Origin of the sequence: Ruegeria profundi (genome assembly GCF_001507545.1) — a bacterium.
Classification (GTDB): domain Bacteria; phylum Pseudomonadota; class Alphaproteobacteria; order Rhodobacterales; family Rhodobacteraceae; genus Ruegeria; species Ruegeria profundi.
The window spans coordinates 1-2516 of record NZ_LQBP01000027.1 but is presented as its reverse complement, the minus strand read 5'-3'; the positions used below and the strand labels follow the sequence as shown (position 1 = coordinate 2516).

The following is a 2516-nucleotide window of genomic DNA, read 5'->3' as shown; positions in this document are numbered from 1 at the left end:
GGACGAAACCGCTCTCGCGGTATTGGCGCTGGTGGCGTTCGCTGGGCACTGATTGGGGCACAGAGATTTTGTAGATGGGCGCGTCTGCCTGACGATTGGGGCCTTCTCAATCTGATGACAGGAGGTTCCGATGACAGACCAATACGTGCCCGCGCTGCGCCAGCGGTTTCTCGAGGATATGCGGATCAAGGGGCTGCAACCCAAGACGCAGACGATGTACCTGCGGGCGATGCGGGAGTTCACGCGGTTTCTGGGGCATTCGCCCGATACCGCGACGCCGGAGGAATTGCGCGCGTTTCAGCTCGACATGAAGGAGCGCGGCGTTGGTGCGCCGACCTTCAACAACCGTCTGACGGTGCTCAGCTTCTTCTTCGCGACCACGTGCCTGAGGCCGGAGATGAAGCGGCACATGCGCTATCAGCGCGCTGCAAAAAAGATCCCAGTTGTGCTCAGCGCCGAGGAGGTCACGCGCATTCTCGAAGCGGCACCTGGGCCCGGGCTGAGGTACCGTGCCGCCTTCAGCGTGGCCTATGGCGGCGGGCTGCGGGCAAGCGAGGTCACGCATCTCAAGGTCGGCGACATCGACAGCGACCGCATGCTGATCCGTGTCGAACAGGGCAAGGGGCGCAAGGATCGACACGTGATGCTGTCGCCAGCCCTTCTTGACCTGCTGCGTGACTATTATCGCGAGGCACGGCCGGCGGGCTGGTTCTTTCCCGGCCGCAACCGGGTCGATCCGATCTCGACGCGGCAGTTCAACCGCGCCTTCGGGGTGGCCTGTGACTTCGCCGGGCTCAAAAAGAAGGTGTCGCCGCATACGCTGCGGCACAGCTTCGCCACACATCTGCTGGAGGATGGGACGGACATCCGGGTGATTCAGGTGCTGCTCGGGCATGCAAAGCTGGAGACCACGACGATCTATACCAAGGTGGCGACCAAGACGATCCGGGATGTCACCAGCCCGCTCGATCTGCTGGTGCGACGGAAGAGTGAGGCAGGCTAACGCGCCTGTTCCATGCCCCGCCCCAGACTGGAGGTCGCGGATATCTTCCACGCCCATGGACCTGCCTATCGCCGGGACCATGCAGGGCATCTGAACCTGCCGCAGTTGAAGGTGATGTCCGCGATCGAGACTTGCCGCACTGCCGCGCTTGGCGGTCATGTTGCGGCCTGTACCGATTGCGGCCATGAGCACATCGCCTACAACTCGTGCCGCAATCGCCATTGCCCGAAGTGTCAGGGGGCCGCATCGCGGGAGTGGATGCAGGCGCGGATCGCGGACCTGTTGCCTGTCGAGTACTTCCACGTGGTGTTTACGCTGCCTGCGCCGATTGCGGATATCGCGTATCACAACAAGGCGGCGGTCTATGGTCTGCTGTTCAAGGCCTCGGCCCAGACATTGCTGACCATCGCCGCCGATCCGAAGCATCTCGGCGCGCGGATCGGCATGACCAGCGTGCTGCATACCTGGGGCTCGGCGATGACCCACCACCCGCATGTGCACGTCATCGTGCCAGGGGGTGGTTTGTCGCCTGATGGCGCCCGGTGGATCGGTTGCCGTCCGGGGTTCTTCCTGCCGGTGAAGGTCCTGTCGCGGCTGTTCCGGCGGCTGTTCCTCGAGGGACTGATGAGGTTGCACCGGACCGGCAAGCTGCGCTTCTTCGGCGATCTGCCGGAACTGGTCGATCCCGATGCCTTCGCCGCCCATCTCGCGCCGCTGCGCAAAACCAACTGGGTCGTTTACGCCAAACCGCCCTTCGGCGGGCCGGAGGCCGTGCTGGCCTATCTCGGCCGCTACACGCACCGGGTCGCGATCTCTAACCACCGGCTTATCAGTACCGATGGCGACACGGTGTCCTTCCGCTGGAAGGACTACCGCATCAGGCGCGGGGACCGCATGAAGGTCATGCGCCTGCCCACGGACGAGTTCATCCGCCGCTTCCTGATCCATGTCCTGCCCTCCGGCTTCCACCGCATCCGCCACGCGGGGTTCCTGGCCAATGGCATCCGCCGCGACAGGATCGAGAAGACCCGGCGCTTGTTGGAGACGGAGCCAGCACCCGACCGGGCACCGCATGAAGGGACGAGCGACGACCCCGATGACCGGGCCGCTCTTCCGCCTTGCCCGAAATGCGGCGGGGCCATGATCATTATCGCAACCTTCCTGCGCGGCCAAATCCCCAAATCCCGCGCACCGCCATGGGAGGACGCCGCATGATCCAACCGTCACACCCGGCCCCGCCAGATGGACGCGCCGGACCAGTCAACGCGGCCAGTCCGCCAAAAACAGCGCCGCACAAGGCCCATGGCCACAGAGAAATGGGCCGACACGCGACACGGCACCAGAAAGATCAACGCGCCTGCGCGGATCAGCATGGCAGGCTTCGCTGTTCACCGCACCGTTGACCCAAGCCCTGAGCCACAATCCCCATAGCACCGAAATCTGCCCGCGCTTTCCTCCTTGTCAGATTTATCGCCGCTGCAGCTCACGCTGACAGCAGCCACAAACCTTAGAC

2 protein-coding genes are annotated in these 2516 nt (G+C 64.0%); both read left to right on the top strand.

All coding sequences use genetic code 11. From position 1 onward, the window contains the following. Positions 1 to 130: 130 nt before the first annotated feature. A complete protein-coding gene (locus AVO44_RS20485) occupies positions 131 to 1003 on the top strand; it encodes a tyrosine-type recombinase/integrase (RefSeq protein WP_068341339.1) in 873 nt (290 codons plus the stop codon). Between the two features lie 12 nt (positions 1004 to 1015). Further along, complete coding sequence (locus AVO44_RS20480) at positions 1016 to 2218, top strand: IS91 family transposase (RefSeq protein WP_068341337.1); 1203 nt, start codon at positions 1016 to 1018, stop codon at positions 2216 to 2218. The last annotated feature ends 298 nt before the right edge of the window (positions 2219 to 2516 follow it).

Excerpts from the sequence above, each read along its gene's own strand:
- AVO44_RS20485 (WP_068341339.1), top strand. The coding sequence starts at position 131 with ATGACAGACCAATACGTGCCCGCGCTGCGCCAGCGGTTTCTCGAGGAT.
- AVO44_RS20480 (WP_068341337.1), top strand. The coding sequence starts at position 1,016 with ATGCCCCGCCCCAGACTGGAGGTCGCGGATATCTTCCACGCCCATGGA.